This is a genomic window from Microbacterium sp. R1 (genome assembly GCF_015159725.1).
Taxonomy (GTDB): Bacteria; Actinomycetota; Actinomycetes; order Actinomycetales; family Microbacteriaceae; genus Microbacterium; species Microbacterium oxydans.
This window is the reverse complement of record NZ_JADDUD010000001.1, coordinates 1948731-1968282: the sequence shown is the minus strand read 5'-3', so window position 1 is coordinate 1968282 and position 19552 is coordinate 1948731. Positions and strand designations below refer to the sequence as shown.

Below are 19552 nucleotides of genomic sequence, written 5' to 3'. Positions count from 1 at the left end.
CGGTGTGCTGAACCCGATGGCTCTCCGGCATCGCTTCGCCGCAGCAGCGATCGTCCTCGGCGTCGCCTCGTCCATGGCCGCCTGTGCACCGCAGCCCGATCCCCAGCGGACGGCGACACCGACGGCGGCACCGACGAGCGTAGAGGACGAGGGGCGCGCCTTCTACCTCGCCCAGGGGTTCGCGGAGAACGAGGGACGCCTCTCTCCGAAGACCCCGGCACAGCAGGCGCTGGTCGACGACGTGATCGAGAGCGGAGTCTGGGCAGGCATACCCGATGAGGACGTCGCCTGGATGAGCCTCGAGCTCACGATCGACGTCTGCCTCGTCGCGATCGAGTCCGAGCACAGGGTCGATGCGGGCAAGGTCGGTAACTACATCGATTCCTCCGAGATCATCGGCTCCTGGTCGAATGCGTTCGAAGAGAGCGACCCCGCTCTGCCTTTCATGCTCGGAGGCCTGGCGATCTCAGGCATGAAGTATCTCTGCCCCGATGACCACCCCGGTTGGCTCGCCGCGTATCGCGAGCTGCCCATCCCCACCGGATGACGGACGCCCGGCTCAGCGCACCTGTCGCGCCGTGAACTGCAGCCGCGGGTTCGCGTAGAACTCCTGGGCCTCGACGAGCTGCAGCTCGCGCTCTCCGGACTCGAGCGTCGCCTTGAGCAGGTCGTACACGCTGGACGCCGTGCGCTCGAGCGCGACCTTGGCGCTGCCGGTCTCGACGTAGTGCGCAGTGAAGAGCGCGGCGGTCACGTCCCCGGAACCATTCGCCTTCATGGGCAGGTGCGGGGTCTGCACGAGCCAGGCACCCTTCTCATCGGCGGCGAGCATCTCGATCGTCCCCTCTTCGCGATCGGGGCGCTCGACACTGGTGACGAGCACGGTGCGCGGACCCATCGCGTGCGCGAGATCGACCGACGCGAGAGTGGACTCCAGCGTGTCAGGCTCGGTGTCGGTGAGGAAGCCCAGCTCGAACTGGTTCGGGGTGATGATGTCGGCGACGGGAACCACGCGCTCACGCAGCAGCACCGGGATCGCGGGGGCGACGAAACATCCCGACTTCGCGTTGCCCATGACCGGGTCGCAGGCGTACACCGCGTTCGGGTTCGACGCCTTCACTCGTGCGACGGCGTCGATGATCACGTCTCCGATGCCCTCTCCGCCCTGGTAGCCGCTGAGAACGGCGTCGATCTGGCCGAAGACACCGCGTTCCTCGATGCCGGTGATGACCTCGCGGACGTCACCCGGGGCGATCAGGGGACCGCGCCAGGCGCCGTAGCCGGTGTGGTTGGAGAAGTTCACGGTGTAGACGGGCAGCACCTCGACACCGATGCGCTGCAGCGGGAACACGGCGGCCGAGTTCCCCACATGCCCGTAGGCCACGGCTGACTGGATGGAGAGGATCTTCATTCTCCGACTCTTTCGTTCAGGGCGGGCCGGTGCCCGCGAGGTGTGGTCATCGCCCGGCGGCGACGAGGTCTGCGACCAGCGACTCTGCTTCATCGTCGGACAGGTCATGCACGGTGAGACGCAGATGATGAGAGGGCTCCGCCTTCTCATCGAGCGCGAAGTCGTCGCCGGTGCGGGCGAGCCATCCGCGGCGCATGAGGCGGTCGGCGATGGTCCGAGCCGGCTGGGAGAACTCGACCCACAGGCTCATGCCGTCGGACACCGTGGCCTCGATACCACTCGCTCGGAGTCGTTCGGCGAAGGCGGCGTTGCGCTGCGCGTAGTGCTCCGCAGCCGCTGCCACCTCCGACATCGCCGTCTCGTCGGTCAGCTGTGTAAGGGCGAGACGCTGCAGCAGGTGGCTCACCCATGTCGTTCCGGGGCTCAGCCGCATCGCGAGGCGCTCGGCGGTCTCCGCGTCCGTCGCTGCGATCGCGAGGCACATGTCCGGACCAAGGAACTTCGAGACAGAGCGTACGAGGGCGAACCGGCGATGCTCGGGGCCGATGAGCGACTCGTACGGTCGCTGCGAGAGCATCGAGAAGTGGTCGTCCTCGATGATCAGCACATACGGGTGGTCGGCGAGCACGGCACGGAGTTCGGCGGCCCGGGAAGCGGTGAGGCTCGCGCCGGTCGGATTCTGCGCCCGCGGCGTGCAGATGATGGCACGGACGCCCGCCTCCAGCGCGGTTCGCAGACCGTCGACGGTCATGCCCTCGGCGTCGACGGGGACGGGAACCGCGCGATAGCCGCCCAGCCGCACCGTGTGGATGCTCGCGAGGAAACAGGGATCCTCCAGGGCGACGGCGTCATCGCGCATCAGCGCCTGGGCGAGCAGCCGCTCGACGGCGTCGACCGCTCCACTGGTCACGGTGATACGGAAGTCGACGCCGTCGAGGTCGCGCGAGATCCAGCGCGTCGACCACTCCTCGAGTCCGCGATCGATCACGGGCTCGCCGTAGAGCACAGGGCGGGAGGCGATGGTCATCAGGGCCGGTGCAGGATCGGGGATCAGGCGGGGGTCGGGGTTCCCCGTGCCGATGTCGCGGAGGACGGTGTCGGGGGCATAGCCTTCCTGCGCCACTGCCTCCAAGCCTGCGACGATGGTCCCTGCTCGTCCGCGAGACAGCACGAGCCCCGCCTGGGCGAGCTGTCGATACGCGGCGACGGCGGTGTTCCGGTTGACGCCGAGCGTGGCGGCGAGCTCCCGCACCGGGGGGAGGACGCTGCCGGGGCGGAGGATTCCGCGGTCGCGCAGGGAGCGCACGCTGTCGGCGATGTCCGCTGCGGTGGTGCCTGTGATCTGGTCGCTCATGGTCCTCCTCAGCGATTCTAGGTCGAATCGGACAGTGCTATGTTTGATCTAGATCAAACCCGACTTCGGTGCATCCGACAGGAGTTCCCATGGCAGACCAGACAACCACCGGATCGCCGCGCGTCAAGCGCGGTCTCGCCGAGATGCTGAAGGGCGGCGTCATCATGGACGTCGTCACGGCGGATCAGGCGAAGATCGCCGAAGACGCCGGAGCCGTCGCCGTCATGGCGCTCGAGCGCGTCCCGGCCGACATCCGCGCGCAGGGTGGTGTCTCTCGCATGAGCGACCCCGACATGATCGACAGCATCATCGATGCGGTGTCCATCCCCGTGATGGCGAAGGCGCGCATCGGTCACTTCGTCGAGGCCCAGGTGCTGCAGGAACTCGGCGTAGACTACATCGACGAGTCGGAGGTCCTCTCGCCTGCCGATTACGTGAACCACATCGACAAGTACGGCTTCACGGTCCCGTTCGTCTGCGGCGCGACCAATCTCGGTGAGGCGCTCCGCCGCATCAACGAGGGCGCAGCCATGATCCGGTCCAAGGGTGAGGCGGGAACCGGCGACGTCTCCGAGGCGATGAAGCACATCCGCAAGATCCGCGGCGAGATCGCGGCTCTCACGTCCCTGCCCAAGGACGAGCTGTTCGTGGCGGCCAAGGAACTGCAGGCACCGTACGAGCTGGTCGCCGAGATCGCCGAGACCGGCAAGCTTCCCGTCGTGCTGTTCGTGGCCGGTGGTGTCGCGACCCCTGCAGACGCAGCCATGATGATGCAGCTCGGCGCCGACGGCGTGTTCGTCGGATCGGGGATCTTCAAGTCGGGCAACCCTGCGGAGCGGGCGAAGGCGATCGTCAAGGCGACGACCTTCTTCGATGACCCGAAGGTCATCGCCGAGGTCTCGCGTGGATTGGGTGAGGCCATGGTGGGCATCAACGTCAGCGACCTTCCCGCGCCGCACCGTCTCGCCGAGCGTGGCTGGTAACACCAGGGTCGGCGTGCTCGCGCTGCAGGGCGACGTGCGCGAGCACGCCGCCCTGCTCTCGAGTCTCGGTGCCGACGTGGCGTTGGTGCGACGCCCCGACGACCTCGCATCGGTCGACGGGCTCGTCATCCCGGGCGGCGAGTCGAGCGTGATCGACAAGCTGTCGCGCGTCTTCGGGATGCAGCAGCCCATCCGCGATGCCATCGCGGCAGGCATGCCGGTCATCGGCACGTGCGCGGGACTGATCATGCTCGCCGACGAGATCGTCGACGCCATCGAGGGACAGGAGTCGTTCGGAGGGCTGGATGTCGTCGTGCGCCGGAACGCCTTCGGCCGTCAGGTCGAATCCTTCGAAGCGCGACTCGACGTTCCCGCACTCGGCGCGGATCCGGTGTCCGCCGCGTTCATCCGCGGACCGGTTGTCGAGTCGGTCGGTCCGAGGGCCGACGTGCTGGCATCCCTGCCCGATGGACGCGTGGTCGCCGTGGAGCAGGGCGACCTGCTCGGTCTGAGCTTCCACCCGGAGATCACGGGAGAGACGAGGTTCCACGAGCGCTTTCTCGCTCGCGCAGACGCACGTCGCCGCGCTGCGGCGCGGTAGGTCGTCGGCTCAGATCAGGCCCGAGAGCCACCGCAGAGCCGGCATCGCCTGCGCGCGCTGGAACTCCCGCAGGCCGGGGAGCTGCGGGATATCGGGTTACGCCTGCTGGAACCAGAGGAACGATGCGAAGGCGGAGATCACGGCGAGCAGCTCAGCTTGAGGTGGTGCGCCGTGCTCTTCGAACACAGCCCACGCCTCCTCGCAGGCGGGGCCTCCGGATGCCTCGATGCTGGGGAGCAGACAGGGGAGGTCGATCCACGCGGCGCCCCTGCGCGCGTGCGGCCAGTCCAGCAGGTGTGCCCGTCCAGCGCTGATCAGGATGTTGTCTGCGCGCACATCGTCGTGCACGATGACGTCGCCGTGTACCGCGCTGCGGAAGCTCTCCTCGAGGCGCAGCAACGCCGGCATCCGCGCGGGGAGGCCGTGGGGGAGCGCCTCGCGCATCCCCCGATCCGCAGCGATCTCCGTCCACCTGGTGAAACCGGGGATCATGACAGCCTCTGCTCGAGGCATATCCGAAGGCGCAGGGGTGGTCGACAGCACGCGCAGGGCCTTGGCTACGGCGTGCAGGTCCGCCGTCGTCCACGGCTGGCCGGGGTGGCGGCCGTCGATCGCCTCGATCACGAGCGCCGTACCCGTCGGGTCGTCGATGGCTCCGAGGAGTCGTGGGGCGATGGCGGTCGGCAGATGCGAGAGCGTGCGCATCTCCTCGCGGAGGAAGTGCAGCGAGTCCGCGTGCCAATCCGCACCGCAGGCCTTGACGAATGCGCGCCCCGTCGTGGTCGTGACGACGCCCGCGTAGGAGGCGCTGAAGCCGCCATGGGCTGGCGCCTCCTGCACGAGATCACCCCCGATCGCGGAGATGATCCGAGATCGAAGTGGCATCGGGAGCGTATGCCAGTCGGGCCGGAGCCGATCTGCTCCCGTCGTCATCGTGCTGTCTTCTCGACGCCGGGTCCGTCGCGTTCGACTCCGCGCCGATGGGAGAGCATCCACTCATAGAGTTCGGGGTTCTCGTACGTCTCGGTCCATGAGTCGTGACCGACGCCCGCGTACCGGGTGAAACGCACGTCAGCGTCGAGGGCCTGCAGCTCGTCGACGATCTGCTCTGTCGCGGCGATCGGCACGACGTCGTCCGCGTCGCCGTGGAACGCCCAGGAGGGGATCGCGCGGATCGGAGCGGCGCTCTGCATCCACAGGCCACCGCAGATCGGTGCGATGGCCGCGAATCGATCGGGGTAGCGCACCGCGAGCGACCAGGTGCCGAAACCGCCCATGCTGAGTCCTGTCACCGAAACGCGCTCCTCGTCGACCCTGTGTGTGGAGCTCACCTCATCGATCAGTGCGGCCAGCGTCGAGAGCTCGGCGACCCATTGACTCGCCGCGGCGCACTGGGGTGTGACGAGGATGAAGGGGAACTCCTGCCCGTCGTCCGCCAGTCTGGGCGGACCGTGGACGGCGGCGAGATCGAGGTCGGAACCCCGTTCGCCTGCACCGTGCAGGAAGAGCACGAGCGGCCAGAGCCGGTGCGGATCATCGTCGTAGCCATCAGGGAGGTGGAGCAGGTATCGCAGGGTGTCGGCGGGCGCCGGTGCGCCGTCAGGAACCTCTGCCGAGCGGAGGGCGGGAGAGATGTGTCGTGATCTGCGCATGCTCCCATCCTGCGCCACCCGAGGCGTTCGTTAGAATGGACGATGCGCTGAGCGCGAGCTCATGCGGATACGACGAGCGGAGACTTATGTCCGGGCATTCCAAGTGGGCGACCACGAAGCACAAGAAGGCCATCATCGACTCCAGGCGCGCGAAGTCCTGGGCCAAGCTCATCAAGAACATCGAGGTCGCCGCCAAGCTCGGCGGACCGGACCTGGCGGGCAACCCCACCCTCTTCGACGCGGTGCAGAAGGCCAAGAAGACCTCGGTCCCCAAGGACAACATCGACCGCGCGGTGAAGCGCGGTGCCGGTATCGGCGGCGAGGCCGTCGAGTACCTCTCGATCATGTACGAGGGATACGGCCCCAACGGCGTCGCGCTCATGATCGAGTGTCTGACCGACAACAAGAACCGGGCGGCCGCTGAGGTTCGCACGGCTCTCAGCCGCAACGGCGGCACGCTCGCAGACCCCGGCAGCGTGGCCTACAACTTCAGCCGCAAGGGCGTCATCGTCGTCGGCTCCGAGGGCACCACCGAGGATGACGTGATGATGGCTGCGCTCGAGGCCGGTGCGGAGGAGATCGAACCGCACGCCGAGGGCTTCGAGGTGATCACGGAGGCGACCGACCTGGTGGCTGTGCGCAGCGCGCTCCAGGAGGCCGGCATCGACTACGAGTCCGCCGACGTCGAGTTCGTCCCGAACCTCAAGGTCGAGATCGATGCCGACACCGCGCGCAAGATCTTCCGCCTGATCGATGCCCTGGAAGACAGCGAAGACGTGCAGAACGTGTTCACCAACTTCGATCTGAGTCCCGAGGTCCAGGCGGAGCTGGAGAACGACGACGCCTAGGCGCGCCGGGCGACCGGTGTCGGATCGGCGGCCTAGCCTGGGGGAGTGACCTCCTCTCTGCGTGTGCTCGGCATCGACCCCGGTCTCACCCGCTGCGGTGTGGGGGTCGTGGATGTCGACGGATCGCGCCGCGGAACGCTCGTGCACGTCGGGGTGATCCGTTCCTCGCCGGAAGCGGAGATCGGGGAGCGTCTCTCGATCGTGGCCGCCGGTATCCGCGCCGTGATCGCCGAGCATCGACCTGATGCCGTCGCCGTCGAGCGGGTCTTCGCGCAGCAGAACACGCACTCGGTGATGGGCACCGCACAGGCCAGTGGCGTCGCGTTGCTGATCGCCTCCGAGTCGGGGCTCCCCGCGGCCACGCATACACCGAGTGAGGTCAAGGCCGCCGTCACCGGATACGGTGCTGCCGACAAGCGGCAGGTGCAGACGATGATCGCCCGCATCCTGCGCCTCGACGCACTGCCGCAACCGGCCGATGCCGCCGACGCACTGGCCATCGCCCTCTGCCACGCCTGGCGCCGCGGGGGAGCAGCGGCGACCGCCCCCGGGGCCCTGACTCCCGCTCAGCGTGCCTGGGCCGAGGCCGAGAAGCGTGTCGGTCGAACATACCTACGAGCGACGCCGTAGGCTGAGGGGATGATCTCCTCTCTGCACGGCGTCGTCCTGCATGCGGCATCCGATCAGGTCGTCATCGATGTGGGCGGGGTCGGATTCGCGGTCGCGGTGCCCGCCGATGTCGCCCACACCGCGACGGTGGGAGAGAAGCTGCTGCTGCACACCAGCCTCATCGTCCGTGAGGACTCGCTGTCGCTGTTCGGCTTCGCCGACCGCGGTGAGCTCGAGATCTTCGGACTGCTGATCAGCGTGACCGGCGTCGGTCCGAAGTCGGCACTCGGCGTGCTCTCGCACCTCACGAGCGATCAGATCGCCGAGGCCGTCACCGCGGAGGATGACGCCCCCTTCCGACGCGTTTCCGGCATCGGCCCCAAGACGGCGAAGCTCATCGTGCTGCAGCTCGCCGGCAAGGTGCAGGCGTTCGCGGCTCCGGCGAAGCCCGCCGCGGGCGGCGGCGCCGATGTCGTCACGCAGGTGGCCGCGGCACTCGTGGGGCTCGGCTGGTCGGAGAAGGTCGCCGCAGACGCCGCCGCCCAGACGGCAGCGGATGCCACAGAGGCGGAGAGCGCGTCCGTCGCCTCTCTGCTTCGTCGTACGCTCGCCCTGCTCGGCCCGGCGCAGGGAGGCCAGGCGCGTGTCTGATCCCCTCGACGCCAGCGAGCCCTCCGACGAGACCGAACTCGCCATCGAAGGCGCCCTGCGGCCGACGAGCCTCGGAGAGTTCGTGGGCCAGCAGAAGGTGCGCGGTCAGCTGCAGCTGCTCCTCGAGGCCGCCCGCATCCAGAGTCGTCCCGCCGATCACATCCTCTTGGCGGGACCTCCCGGCCTGGGGAAGACGACGCTCGCGATGATCGTCGCACACGAGAGCGAACGTCCGCTCCGGCTGTCCAGCGGCCCGGCGATCCAGCACGCCGGTGATCTCGCGGCCCTGCTCTCGAGCCTGGTCCCCGGTGAAGTGCTCTTCATCGACGAGATCCACCGCATGGCGCGCTCCGCCGAGGAGATGCTCTATCTCGCGATGGAGGACTACCGCATCGACATCATGGTGGGAAAGGGCGCGGGAGCGACGAGCATCCCGCTCGAGCTCTCGCCGTTCACCCTGGTCGGCGCGACGACTCGCTCCGGGCTGCTGCCCAACCCGCTCCGCGACCGCTTCGGGTTCACCGGTCACCTCGAGTTCTACGAGGTGGGCGAGCTGGAGCAGGTGATCGCACGATCCGCGGCCGTGCTCGGCGTCGACCTCCCGACCGACTCGCTCGCCGAGATCGCCCGACGGTCCCGCGGCACCCCGCGCATCGCGAATCGCCTCCTTCGCCGGGTGCGCGATTATGCGCTGGTGCACACGGGGGGAGTTGCGACCATCCGCGAGGTCCGTGCGGCCCTGGATCTGTACGACGTCGATCCGATCGGTCTCGACCGCCTGGACCGTGCCGTGCTCGAAGCGCTCGTCCGACGGTTCCGCGGTGGCCCGGTCGGCCTCAGCACGCTCGCTGTCGCCGTCGGTGAGGAAGCCGAGACCGTGGAGAGCGTGGTCGAGCCGTACCTCGTGCGCATCGGGTTCCTCGGGCGCACGCCCCGCGGCCGTGTGGCGATGCCGGAGGCGTACGCGCACCTGGGTGTCGCGCATCCGGACGGGATGCTTAAGTTGGATGACCTATAATCACTGAAGACTTCCCGGATACCTTCGCGCGCCCAAAGGCTGGAGCGTGCACCTGAGAAAGGCGCTTCCCCCATGCCCATGGAATTCCTGCTCTTCGGCCTCCTCGCCGTTCTCCTCGTCTTCATGATCTTCAACACGCGCAAGCGCACGAAGCAGATGAAGGCCGAGCAGGAGGAGAAGGCCACCAAGACCGTCCCGGGCGCCAAGGTGCTCCTGCAGGGCGGCATCTACGGGACGATCGTCGCGTACGACCCCGACGACCTCGACACCCCCGCGCTCGTCGAGATCGCTCCCGGCACCATCATCGACGTGCACAGCCAGGCCATCCTGCGCGTGGTCGAGCCCAAGGATGTCGTCGTCGACGCACCGTCGGACGACATCGTCGAGGAGCGTGTCGTCGAGGAGCCGGTCGCCGATGAGCCGGTCGCTCCGGCTGTCGAGACCCCCGAGGAGACCCGCGCTCGCCTCGAGCGCGACGCCGACGACAAGTAACGCCGAGGCCGACGCGGCCCCTCGGATCTCCGTCCTTCCAGAAAGCTGAACACACGTGGCTTCATCCTCTCCCGTCCGTCACGCCTGGCGGGTCCTTCTCGGCCTGCTCCTCGTGACGGGCGTGCTCTTCGGCATCAACGCACTGGGCGTGTACGTCTTCAAGGACAGCAACGGGGAGGCCGCGAGCTCGTGGACACCTGAGCTCGCCCTCGATCTGCAGGGCGGCACACAGATCGTGCTGAGTGCGGAGACCGAGGACGGAGCGGCTCCGTCGTCCGAGCAGCTCGACCAGGCCGCGGCGATCATCCGGCAGCGTGTCGATGCGTCCGGCGTCGCCGAGGCCGACATCACGACCGAGGGCGGACAGAACATCGTCGTCCAGATCCCCGGTGAGGCCGACGCGCAGACGCGGGAGCGGATCCAGTCCAGTGCTCAGCTGGAGTTCCGTCCCGTGCTCTACACGACGGCGGCGACCAACGAGTTCGTGGGCGAGGACGGCAACTCGACGCCGTATCCCAGCCCGGATCCGGGTCTGAACTCGACGCCGACGGCCGAGCCGACCGACGCGAGCGACCTCTCCTGGGTCACCGACAAGCTGGCCGCGGAGTTCCAGGCATACGACTGCGCGAACCCGGAGAACGACGCCTCCAAGGCGCCGAAGGACCAGCCGCTCATCGCCTGCTCGGCGGACGGGAGCGCCAAGTACATCCTCGGACCGGCAGAGCTCGACGGCACCGCCATCACCGACGCCTCGGCCGGTCGCGACCCGAAGTCGGGTGCCTGGCTGGTGCAGCTCACGATGAACGGCGACGGGGCCGATGCGTTCGGCAAGGTCAGCACCCGCCTGAACCAGAACCGCATCGACGGGCTCACGCCGCGGGATCAGTTCGCCTTCGTGCTGGACGGCAACGTGATCAGCGCTCCGCGGATGAACGGGCAGATCCTCGATGGTCGCCCCAGCATCTCCGGAAGCTTCACGCAGGAGTCCGCGACCACTCTCGCCGATCAGCTCAAGTTCGGCGCCCTTCCGCTGAGCTTCACGGTGCAGAGCTCCGACACGATCTCGGCGACGCTGGGTACGCAGCAGCTGCAGATCGGTCTCATCGCGGGCCTCATCGGGCTCGCGCTGGTGGCGATCTACTCGCTGATCGTCTATCGAGCGCTCGGGTCGGTGATCATCGCGTCGATCGCGGTGATGGCGGTGCTCACCTACATCATCATCTGCATCCTGGCGTGGCGAATCGGGTTCCGCCTCTCGCTCGCCGGCGTCGCCGGTCTCATCGTGTCCATCGGCTTCACCGCCGACTCGTTCATCGTGTACTTCGAACGAATACGGGACGAGCTCCGTGACGGGAAGTCGATCACCGCGGCGGTCGAGGACGGCTGGGGTCGTGCGAAGCGCACGATCTACATCTCCAAGTCGATCAACATCCTCGCGGCGGTCGTCCTCTACATCCTGGCCGATGCCACGGTGAAGGGCTTCGCCTTCACGCTCGGACTCACGACGCTCATCGACGTGTTCATCTTCGTGATCTTCACGCACCCGGTGATGCAACTTCTCGCGCGCACCCGCTTCTTCGGCGGCGGCCACAAGCTGTCCGGACTCGATCCCGAAGCTCTCGGGGCCGTGTACCGCAGCCGCTCGCAGTACCGAGAGGTCACCACGGCGTCGGTCGGGCGAGGCGCGAAGAACGCGCGGTCCCGCGGCGAGGCCGACCGCAGACAGACGATCGCCGAACGCAAGCGCGCCGAGGCCCTCACGGGCGAGAGATCCACCAAAGCCGGAAGTGAGGGAGACGCCTGATGCCTTCCATGAATGAGTTCGGCAACAACCTCTACTCCGGGAAGACCTCCTTCCCGTTCGTCGGCAAGCGCCGTCTGTGGTTCATCATCGCGATCATCCTGGTCGTCGGCTCGGCGTTGGTGCCGCTCATCCGTCCTATCCAGTTCTCGATCGAGTTCACGGGTGGATCGCAGTTCACCGTGCAGGCGCCGGACAGCCTCGATCAGGAGACGGCGACCACAGCCGTGCAATCGGTCGTCCCCGGCGCTGCGACCAAGGTCGTCGTCGTCAGCGGCAAGGACGTCCGCGTCCAGACCGACCAGATGAGCGCTGCCGAGACCCAGCAGGTCGGCGAGGCACTGGCGAAGGCATACGGCGTCGATCCGTCCGACGTCACTTCCTCCTTCATCGGACCCGCGTGGGGTGAGAACGTCACCAAGCAGTCGCTGTGGGGTCTCGCGATCTTCCTCGCCCTGACCTTCCTGATCCTGGCGATCTACTTCCGCACCTGGAAGATGTCGGCTGCGGCCATCATCGGTCTCCTCGACGTGCTCGTGATCACGGTGGGCATCTACGCGCTGGCCGGCTTCGAGATCTCGCCGGCGGCCGTGATCGGCTTCCTCACGATCCTCGCGTACTCGCTGTACGACACCACGGTCGTGTTCGACAAGATCCGCGAGAACACGACCGAAGACGGGGAGAAGTCCGCCCGCTTGTTCGGCGAGTCGGTCAACCTCGCGGTGAACCAGACGCTCGTGCGCTCCATCAACACGTCCGTCGTCGCTGCTCTGCCGGTCGGCGCGGTGCTCTTCATCGGCGCGTTCTGGCTGGGCGCGGAGTCGCTCACCGACATCTCGCTCTCGATCTTCGTCGGCATTCTCGTGGCCACCTACTCGACGCTCTTCGTGGCTGCTCCGCTCTACTCGCTGTTCCGCGAGAACGAGCCGCAGCTGAAGGCACGGGATGCCCGCATCCGAGAGGCCCGCAGCAGGGCGGCCGTCGAGGTCTGATCGGTTCCTCAGCGGGGCCGGTGCCGCACAGCACGCGTAGGATTGATCGATCAGGAGGTGAGTAGATGGCGGAACCGCAGACGTCATCGCAGGGCTCGAGTCTGCGACGGCTGGTTCCCCGCATCTTCTCCCGCGCGTCGAGGATCAATGACCTCGACAATCTGATCCGCACAGTCCGGGCGAACCACCCCAAGGGCGACTTCTCGGTGATCGAGAGGGCCTACGCGGTCGCCAAGGAGAAGCACGAGGGGCAGAAGCGCCAGAGCGGTGAGCCGTACATCACCCACCCGCTCGCGGTCGCCCAGATCCTTGCCGAACTCGGTCTCGGGCCGCGGGCGATCGCCGCAGCGCTGCTGCACGACACCGTCGAGGACACCGGGTACGCGCTGACCGATCTCACCGCCGAGTTCGGCGACGAGGTCGCGATGCTCGTCGACGGCGTCACCAAGCTCGACAAGGTGAAGTACGGCGAGAGCGCGCAGGCCGAGACCGTCCGCAAGATGATCGTCGCGATGTCCAAGGACATCCGAGTGCTGCTGATCAAGCTCGCCGACCGCCTCCACAACGCGCGCACCTGGGGTTTCGTTCCGCCGGAGAAGGCGGCGAAGAAGGCCAAGGAGACCCTGGAGATCTACGCTCCGTTGGCGAATCGCCTCGGAATCCAGGCGATCAAGTCGGAGCTCGAGGATCTCTCCTTCGCGGTGCTGCACCCGAAGATCTACAACGAGATCCACAGCCTCATCGCGCAGCGCACCCCGCAGCGCGAGAAGTACCTGAACCAGGTCGTCGAGGAGATCGACGAAGACCTGCGGGATCTCCGCATCCGTGGCAAGGTCGTCGGGCGCCCAAAGCAGCTCTACTCGGTGTACCAGAAGATGGTCATCCGCGGCCGTGAGTTCGACGACATCTACGACCTGATCGGCATCCGGGTGCTGGTGTCCTCCGTGCGCGACTGCTACGCGGTGCTCGGCGCGATCCACGCACGCTGGACTCCGCTGCCGGGTCGTTTCAAGGACTACATCGCCACACCCAAGTTCAACCTCTACCAGTCACTGCACACCACGGTGATCGGCCCCGCCGGCCGCACGGTCGAGATCCAGATCCGCACCCATGAGATGCACCAGCAGGCCGAGTACGGCGTCGCTGCGCACTGGATGTACAAGGAGCGGATGAACGGCGGCGGCAAGACCGAGGTCCGCGCGTCCGACACCGACATGGCCTGGCTCGCGCACATCTCCGACTGGCAGGCCGAGACCGCCGACCCTGGAGAGTTCCTGGAATCCCTCCGGTTCGAGATCGGCGCGAAGGAGGTCTACGTCTTCACGCCGAAGGGCCGGGTGATCGGGCTGCCCTCCGGCGCGACCCCGGTGGACTTCGCCTACGCCGTGCACACCGAGATCGGCCACCGCACGATGGGCGCCAAGGTCAACGGTCGCCTGGTGCCTCTGGAGTCCGAGCTCAAGAGCGGCGACGTCGTCGAGGTGTTCACCTCGAAGAACCCCGACGCGGGACCCAGCCAGGACTGGCTCGGGTTCGTTGCGAGCACGCGCGCCCGCAACAAGATCCGCGGGTGGTTCACGAAGGAGCGCCGCGAGGAGGCGATCGAGCAGGGCAAGGAGGCCATCGCGAGGGCGATGCGTCGACAGAACCTGCCGCTGCAGCGACTCATGAGCCATGACTCCTTCACGGAAGTGGCACGGGGCATGCACTACGAGGACGTCTCCGCGCTCTATGCGGCGGTCGGCGAGGGGCACGTCTCGACCCAATCCGTGCTGGAGAAGGTCACCGCACTCGTCGCGGCGAACGACCCCGCGACGGGGGCCATCGACCTTCCCGGCAGCGTGCAGACGCGTGAGCCGCGGTCGGGTGACTCCGGCGTGCTGGTGCGCGGCGCCAATGACATCCTCGTCAAGCTCGCGAAATGCTGCACCCCGGTTCCGGGCGACCAGATCGTCGGGTTCGTGACCCGTGGCAGCGGCGTCTCGGTCCACCGTGCGGACTGCGTGAACGTGAAGGCGCTGGGTGCCGAACAGGACCGATTCGTCGAGGTCTCCTGGGCTCCCACCACCAAGAGCGTCTTCAGGGTGCAGATCCAGGTCGAGGCGCTCGACCGTTCGGGGCTTCTCTCCGATGTCACCCGCGTGTTGAGCGAGCACCATGTCAACATCCTCTCGGCGACGGTCACGACGACGGACGAGCGACTCGCTCTGAGCCGATTCGTCTTCGAGATGGGTGATGCCGTGCACCTCGATCGCGTGCTCAACGCGGTACGCAGGATCGACGCCGTGTACGACGTCTATCGCGTCACCTCTTCCTGACCGCGAGCCTGTCCAGCACGGCCCGTCCCGCGCGGCTTCCAGGAACGCGCGACATGCGGCGCAGCATGGCGGACGCCTCCTCCGGCACGTCGGGCGACACGAGCGCGAGTCTGTCCATCCAGGTCAGCACGCGCGGATCGCGGTGCACGGTCGTGGCGAGATCGAGCATGGTCCGCACCGGCGTTGTGACGAGGATTCCGCCGATCGACTCCAATTCGGAAGAGGCGACGACGGTGTCGTGGAAGACGAGTCGTGAGTTCGTCGTCGCACGGATCCGTCGTTCGACGCACCGTCGCACATGATGCACGCCCGGTGGACCATCGCCGGCGCCATGGATCCACGCAGCCGTCGGCCCTGACGCCGCGGTTCCTGCGCGCACCAGCGATGCGACAGCGCTCGCCCTGACATCCGATCCCTCGATCAGGTCCGCCGGGACATAGGCGTCCCCGACCTCGACCACATGCCCGTCGATCCGTGCCGCGCTGAGCTCCGCCTCACTCAGCCGAACGCCGGGCAGGTACAGAAGGGCGGGGTGCATCACGTCAGTCTGACGCAGTGCACCCCGCCTCGTCCGTCGTCGTGCGGGACCTGTGGAGAACGGGTCAGCTTCCGAGTGCGCTCAGCCAGGCTCGTCGTGCTTCCAGAGCATCCCCTGCGGCCTTGGCAGCCTTCGTGTCGCCGGCCTTCTCGGCCGCGGCGACCTCGGCCTCGAGCTTCTCGATGGCTTCCAGCAGTTGGGAGCTCATGTCGTTCGCGCGCGCCTTGGTCTCGGGGTTGTTCTTCTTCCAGTCCACATCTTCCCGGGCCTTGAGACCCTGTTCGATGGCGCGGAGCTTGTCGTCGAGCGCCCGCTCCTTGTCCCGGGGGAAGATGCGTCCGATCTCGTCCCACTGCCGCTGGATGCGGGTCAGGAGCGCGCGAGCTCGCTTGATGTTGGGCTCGTCTGCGACACCCTTCGCCTCTTCGAGGAGTGCTTCGCGTGCCTCTATCTTCGGAGCGGAATCCGCTTCTTCAGCGGCAGCCTGCTCCGCACGGGCGGCATAGAGGGCGTCGCCCGCGGCCTTGAAGCGCGCCCACAGCGCGTCATCGGCCTTTCGTCCGGCGCGGCCGGACGCCTTCCACTCGTCGAGGAGGTTGCGGTAGGCGGGGATGCCGTCGGTACCGCGGGGGGCGAGGGCTTCCGCACGCTCCACGAGACGGGTCTTCGCGTCGCGGGCGACCTTGTGAGCGTCGTCGAGCTCGGAGTAGAAGGCGCGGCGCTGCTTGTCCACGACGGCCCGCGCGTCCCGGAAACGCTTCCAGAGCTGCTGGGAGATTCCCTTCGACAGGCGCGGCCCGTTCTGCTGCTGCGCCTGCCAGGCGTCGAACAGCTCTCCGAGCTCAGCCGTGACCTGCTTCCACTGCACCTTGCTGAGGTCACGTGCGGCGATCGCCTCGGCGCGCTCGACGAGTTCGGTTCGCTCGGCGATCGCCTTGTCGACGAGTTCCTTCGCCTGCTTCGCCTCCTGTTCCGTCGCCTCCGAGAGAGACGAGGTCAGAGCGTTGAGTCGATCGCGAAGACCGGCAAGGTCACCGACCGCGGCGGCATCGGTGGCTTCGTCGATCAGGTGCTTCGCCTGCTTGGCGAGGTCGCTCGCGGATGCGCCGCCGGCCTGATGGCGCTGTTCGAGTGCATGCACCTTGAAGGCGATGTCGTCGAACTTGCGGACGAAGTAGGCGAGGGCCTCATCGGGCGTACCGTCCGGGTACTGGCCGACGACGCGCCAGGCGTCGCCCTCCTTGACCTCGACGGTTCCGTCCTCGGTGACGCGCCCCCATTCCGCCGACGTCGACGATGCGGCGGGCACCGGTGCGGCAGGCGCGACGGCGGCCGGCGTCGGTGCCTTGCGGGGCATCGGCACGGAGGGGGGTCCGGGGATGGGCGGAGTCGGCTTCGTGGGCTCGTTGGCAGACACGTGATTCTCCTTGCGCGGTCGGGCCGCGGGAGGCGGAAAGGACGAGGCTCAGCCTAGTACGCCGAAGCGCCGCGGGTGAGGCCCGGGCGTCACGCGGGATCGTTACCGTTCTGTGATGAGATCTTTCGACGGAGGACACACAGCTCGTCATCTCCGGGAAACACGACCCTCTTAGGGTCGCCAGGACGACAGTCATCCGGTCGACAGGAGCAGTATGAAGGACACCACATCCCCACCGGGCGAGATCGTCGTCGTCGGAGCGGGGATGGCGGCGCATCGATTCGTCGAGCGGCTGCTCCGCGACCCGGGAACGGCCGCGCGGGTCACCGTCATCGGAGACGAGGGGTACGGTCCGTACGACAGGTCCGAGGTGGCGGGGCTCCTCTCCGGCGACGATCCCGCAGAGCTCCAACTGGACCGCTCCGTCTTCCGTGACGACCGCGTCCGGCTGGTGCGTGATGACCGCGTGCTGCGCATCGATCGCACGGCCCGCACCGTGCGAACGCGCTCCCGGCGCACATACTCCTACGACACGCTGGTGCTCGCCACCGGTTCGGTCGCTTCGCAGGTTGCCGTATCGGGAGCTCGGCTTCCCGGGTGCTTCGTGCTGCACTCGATCGAGGACGCGGAAGCGATCCGGACCTTCGTCGAGGCGCGATCCGCCGTCCTGGGGCGCCCGCTGCGCGGCGTCGTGATCGGGGGAGGCCGACGCGGGCTCGAAGCGGCGGTCGCTCTGGACGCGGCGGGGGTCGCAACCACGATCGTGCAGTATGCGGATCGCTTGCTGCCCGACCGGTTGGATGAGGTGGGTGCCGGCGTGCTGCAGTCCGCTCTCGCAGATCGAGGCATCGCGGTGCGCACGCGTACGAGGACGACGCGTCTCGACGCGGACGACTCGGGTGCGGTCACCGCTCTCGAGTTCCAGGACGGGACCTTCCAACGGGCGGATGTCGTGCTGTTCACGGTCGGCGTGCGTCCGCGTGACGAACTCGCCCGCAACGCGGGGCTCGGTGTGCACGCGCAGGGCGGGGTCATCATCGACGATCGGTGCGTCACTTCGGATCCACACATCCTCGCGATCGGCGAAGCGGCCCGCTTCGACGACCGTGCCGTCGATTCCGCCGCGGGCGCGCACTCCACGGCGGAGGTCGCAGCGGAGCGGGCGTGCGGGGGAGCGACGCGGTTCACGGGGCACGAAGCCTGTCTCCACCGCACCATCGCCGGGGTCGACATCGTGAGCTTCGGCGAGCCGTGGGCGGCTTCTCCGGGTGCGGTCGACGTCGTCACGCTCTCCCGTCGCGGCGGTGTCTACCGCAAGCTGGTCCTCAGCGACGATGCGCAGACTCTCCTCGGGGGCATCCTCATGGGCGATACGAGCGGGCATGTCGCCTTTCGGCGGGCTGTCGGCGAACGGTTACGGGGCGAGGTCGCCGAGGAACTGGGGCGTGCGGCTCCGGACGAGGGTGGGACGATCCCGGCTTGCGTCCACATCGGGATGTCGTCGCGCGAACTCCGGGAAGTGATCCGCACAGAAGGATTGACCACATTCACCGAGTTCGGGGTGCGTCTTGGAAGGGAGCCCGACTGTGCGCGCTGCAGTCTGGCTGTGGCTCGTGCGCTCTTGGAGCTGGCTGACGAGCGGTTGCCGCAGAAAGGGGAAGACGCCTCCAGCGAGCGGGCACGTCGTGTGGTCGGGTCGGCGTCTGCCGGCAGTCGCGTGAGCCTCTCCGCAGCGGGGGGAGGGGAGTTCGGCCCGCAGCAGCTCGTCGACATCGGCTGCATCGCGCTGGACCTCGGCCTGTCGCTGCAGGTCGTCGACTCGCGGATCGAGCTGCGGGGAGTCCGTCGGGGGCAGCGTTCGGCGTTGTGGGAACGGCTGGCCGCGGTCGGGATCCTGTGCGAAGAGTCCCCGCTGCGCACGGGCTCGGGCGATGCCCAGGAGCAGTCGCTCCCCAGCGGCGAGTCTGTGTCACCGCATCCGAGGCCGTCAAGCGATGCTGCACGGAACGCTGTCAGAGCGATGGACGCAGGCTGGGCCGATCGAGGTCACTCGATGGGTCGGCACCGCGCCTCGCCGCTGCGCGCGGAGAACCCCGCATGACGACCGGGCGTTCGGGGGCACGCCCGGTGCTCGCAGGATGCAGGATCATCGTGTCGGACGAGGCGCGATCCGCCGGAGGTCCCTCCGCCGGGAGGGGCGGGTCGAACGACGACGGCTGGCGTCGCGTCCTGGAACGAGCGGGGGCGGAGCTGCTGCGTGTCGTCACGCCTCGAGTGACGACACCGGCTCCGGTCGCCCTGTGTCGCGCCGTCCACCGCGCAGGTGCCGGCGGCGCTGACGCTGTGCTGTTCACGGCGTCGACGGCGGCGTGGGTCGACGCGGCGGAGAGTTCCGGCGCCCTCGACGCCAACCGGCGGCGGACGGAGGCGGAAAGGCTGCTCCTCATCGCCGTCGAGGAACGGGAGGCCACCCGACTGCGGGCGATCGGGCTGCGTGCTCGACACGTCGAGCCGTCGACGCAGGCCGGGCTGGCGGAGAGCGTCCTCGCGCACTATCGGAGCGGGGCAGGATCCGCTCTCACGGTGGCTGGACGCCTCGAGGTTCGCAGCGGAGGCGTCATTCTCGACGACGGCTTCGTCCCCCTGTCGGGTGGAGCGGTGGCACTGATCGAAGCGCTGTTCCTCGCCCGCGGCCGCGTGCTCTCGCGCGCGGAGCTCGGTCAGGTGCTTCCCGGCGGCCATCGCAGCGATCGAGCGGTCGAAGTCGCCGTCGGGCGATTGCGCGACTCCCTGGGGCGTGGCGATCTCATCCAGACGGTCGTCAAGCGGGGCTATCGCCTGGCGGTGGCCGAGCCCCGATGAGGGCG

General features: G+C 67.9%; 19 protein-coding genes. 13 read left to right on the top strand and 6 right to left on the bottom strand.

What is annotated here, in order from left to right; translation table 11 throughout:
* Positions 1–16 precede the first annotated feature (16 nt).
* Entirely contained in the window at positions 17–547 is a 531-nt protein-coding gene (locus ILP86_RS09680; RefSeq protein WP_227750942.1) for a hypothetical protein, read from the top strand.
* A 12-nt stretch (positions 548–559) separates the two neighbouring features.
* Here ILP86_RS09680 and pdxY read toward each other — a convergent pair whose 3' ends face one another.
* Both pdxY and ILP86_RS09670 read right to left on the bottom strand, forming a co-directional pair.
* Complete coding sequence (pdxY, locus tag ILP86_RS09675) at positions 560–1411, bottom strand: pyridoxal kinase PdxY (RefSeq protein WP_058633080.1); 852 nt, start codon at positions 1409–1411, stop codon at positions 560–562.
* Positions 1412–1457: 46 nt separating this feature from the next.
* Positions 1458–2765, bottom strand: a complete 1308-nt coding sequence (locus ILP86_RS09670) for an aminotransferase class I/II-fold pyridoxal phosphate-dependent enzyme (protein ID WP_058633079.1) — start codon at positions 2763–2765, stop codon at positions 1458–1460.
* Between the two features lie 89 nt (positions 2766–2854).
* Between ILP86_RS09670 and pdxS the strand changes: the two genes are divergently transcribed.
* The gene (gene pdxS / locus ILP86_RS09665; protein WP_046747166.1) at positions 2855–3748 is read left to right on the top strand and encodes a pyridoxal 5'-phosphate synthase lyase subunit PdxS; all 894 of its coding nucleotides are present in this window, start codon (positions 2855–2857) and stop codon (positions 3746–3748) included.
* Positions 3738–4349, top strand: coding sequence for a pyridoxal 5'-phosphate synthase glutaminase subunit PdxT (gene pdxT / locus ILP86_RS09660; RefSeq protein ID WP_308431902.1), 612 nt, complete (start codon positions 3738–3740; stop codon positions 4347–4349). Before pdxS ends, pdxT begins: the two co-directional genes overlap by 11 nt.
* Positions 4350–4445: 96 nt before the next feature.
* Here pdxT and ILP86_RS09655 read toward each other — a convergent pair whose 3' ends face one another.
* Together ILP86_RS09655 and ILP86_RS09650 are read right to left on the bottom strand one after the other, a co-directional pair.
* The gene (locus ILP86_RS09655; protein ID WP_227750941.1) at positions 4446–5234 is read right to left on the bottom strand and encodes an aminoglycoside phosphotransferase family protein; all 789 of its coding nucleotides are present in this window, start codon (positions 5232–5234) and stop codon (positions 4446–4448) included.
* Between the two features lie 44 nt (positions 5235–5278).
* Complete coding sequence (locus tag ILP86_RS09650; RefSeq protein WP_193761833.1) at positions 5279–6001, bottom strand: dienelactone hydrolase family protein; 723 nt, start codon at positions 5999–6001, stop codon at positions 5279–5281.
* An 86-nt stretch (positions 6002–6087) separates the two neighbouring features.
* Here ILP86_RS09650 and ILP86_RS09645 point away from each other — a divergent pair, with 86 nt between their 5' ends.
* The 8 genes from ILP86_RS09645 (at position 6088) to ILP86_RS09610 (ending at position 14730) form a co-directional block, all read left to right on the top strand.
* Positions 6088–6849 (top strand): YebC/PmpR family DNA-binding transcriptional regulator, encoded by a 762-nt coding sequence (locus tag ILP86_RS09645; protein ID WP_046747163.1) that lies wholly within the window; start codon positions 6088–6090, stop codon positions 6847–6849.
* 45 nt (positions 6850–6894) lie between these two features.
* Positions 6895–7479 carry a crossover junction endodeoxyribonuclease RuvC gene (ruvC, locus tag ILP86_RS09640; RefSeq protein WP_046747162.1) on the top strand — a complete coding sequence of 195 codons (585 nt, stop codon included), beginning with the start codon at positions 6895–6897 and terminating at the stop codon, positions 7477–7479.
* A gap of 9 nt (positions 7480–7488) precedes the next feature.
* Complete coding sequence (ruvA, locus tag ILP86_RS09635; RefSeq protein WP_046747161.1) at positions 7489–8109, top strand: Holliday junction branch migration protein RuvA; 621 nt, start codon at positions 7489–7491, stop codon at positions 8107–8109.
* A complete protein-coding gene (gene ruvB, locus ILP86_RS09630) occupies positions 8102–9127 on the top strand; it encodes a Holliday junction branch migration DNA helicase RuvB (RefSeq protein WP_058633076.1) in 1026 nt (341 codons plus the stop codon). The genes ruvA and ruvB overlap by 8 nt, the downstream gene beginning before the upstream one ends.
* 72 nt (positions 9128–9199) lie before the next feature.
* Positions 9200–9619: a preprotein translocase subunit YajC gene (gene yajC, locus ILP86_RS09625; protein WP_374168973.1), complete on the top strand. Its 420-nt coding sequence runs from the start codon at positions 9200–9202 to the stop codon at positions 9617–9619.
* Positions 9620–9674: 55 nt separating this feature from the next.
* On the top strand, positions 9675–11423 hold the full coding sequence (secD, locus tag ILP86_RS09620) for a protein translocase subunit SecD (RefSeq protein WP_046747158.1): 1749 nt from the start codon (positions 9675–9677) through the stop codon (positions 11421–11423).
* A complete protein-coding gene (secF, locus tag ILP86_RS09615) occupies positions 11423–12412 on the top strand; it encodes a protein translocase subunit SecF (RefSeq protein WP_046747157.1) in 990 nt (329 codons plus the stop codon). The genes secD and secF overlap by 1 nt, the downstream gene beginning before the upstream one ends.
* 65 nt (positions 12413–12477) lie before the next feature.
* Positions 12478–14730, top strand: coding sequence for a bifunctional (p)ppGpp synthetase/guanosine-3',5'-bis(diphosphate) 3'-pyrophosphohydrolase (locus tag ILP86_RS09610; RefSeq protein WP_046747156.1), 2253 nt, complete (start codon positions 12478–12480; stop codon positions 14728–14730).
* On the opposite strand, the gene ILP86_RS09605 is transcribed toward ILP86_RS09610, so the two are convergent.
* Both ILP86_RS09605 and ILP86_RS09600 read right to left on the bottom strand, forming a co-directional pair.
* Positions 14717–15268, bottom strand: coding sequence for a hypothetical protein (locus ILP86_RS09605; RefSeq protein WP_058633073.1), 552 nt, complete (start codon positions 15266–15268; stop codon positions 14717–14719). The two genes, ILP86_RS09610 and ILP86_RS09605, sit on opposite strands and share 14 nt — an antisense overlap.
* 64 nt (positions 15269–15332) lie before the next feature.
* Positions 15333–16685: a DUF349 domain-containing protein gene (locus ILP86_RS09600; RefSeq protein WP_193761832.1), complete on the bottom strand. Its 1353-nt coding sequence runs from the start codon at positions 16683–16685 to the stop codon at positions 15333–15335.
* Positions 16686–16899: 214 nt separating this feature from the next.
* Here ILP86_RS09600 and ILP86_RS09595 point away from each other — a divergent pair, with 214 nt between their 5' ends.
* The gene (locus tag ILP86_RS09595; protein WP_193761831.1) at positions 16900–18786 is read left to right on the top strand and encodes an NAD(P)/FAD-dependent oxidoreductase; all 1887 of its coding nucleotides are present in this window, start codon (positions 16900–16902) and stop codon (positions 18784–18786) included.
* Positions 18783–19547 (top strand): winged helix-turn-helix domain-containing protein, encoded by a 765-nt coding sequence (locus ILP86_RS09590; protein WP_179516031.1) that lies wholly within the window; start codon positions 18783–18785, stop codon positions 19545–19547. The genes ILP86_RS09595 and ILP86_RS09590 overlap by 4 nt, the downstream gene beginning before the upstream one ends.
* The last annotated feature ends 5 nt before the right edge of the window (positions 19548–19552 follow it).